The organism is Caballeronia sp. LZ003, from assembly GCF_031451465.1.
GTDB lineage: Bacteria > Pseudomonadota > Gammaproteobacteria > Burkholderiales > Burkholderiaceae > Caballeronia.
This window is the reverse complement of record NZ_JARUXJ010000181.1, coordinates 1-459: the sequence shown is the minus strand read 5'-3', so window position 1 is coordinate 459 and position 459 is coordinate 1. Positions and strand designations below refer to the sequence as shown.

The following is a 459-nucleotide window of genomic DNA, read 5'->3' as shown; positions in this document are numbered from 1 at the left end:
GCGATTTTTGGCGTTGTCAGCTTCATGGGAAATCCTCTCACGGTGGAACTGTTCGTCGAGCGCTGCGATACGGGCGGCTGCCGTGTTGTGAGCCGCGATTGCAGCGCGTGCTGCCTTCGCCGCACCCTCCGAGAGGGTCGCAAGCTTTCGTACGTTCGCCTCGTTGTCGCGCGCGTGAGCAGCCTGCTCCTTGGCAAGTTGGCTGCTATCGAAGATGTGAAGCGCAGCACCGCCGATTGCAATGCCAGCCACGCATACGATGAGGTACGGTGCGTACTTCACAAGTTTCGCTCGCAAAGCGAACGCTCTTCGGCGCGACGCTTCACGAGGCCGGGAAGCACCCGCCCTCGCGAGCTCACCTGCGTATTCCGGCGAACGTGATCACGCATTTCGGCGGATGGTGATCACGGATTCCGAATGATCGTGATCACCCGTTCCGGTTGATCGTGATCGCTGATC

Annotated in this window: 2 pseudogenes; both read right to left on the bottom strand. The window is 60.3% G+C overall.

What is annotated here, in order from left to right:
* A pseudogene (locus QCE79_RS33700) lies at positions 1–282 on the bottom strand (lysozyme); the annotation flags it as partial.
* Positions 279–359, bottom strand: a pseudogene (locus tag QCE79_RS33695) (lysozyme); the annotation flags it as partial. The pseudogenes QCE79_RS33695 and QCE79_RS33700, both read right to left, overlap by 4 nt.
* Between the last annotated feature and the right edge of the window lie 100 nt (positions 360–459).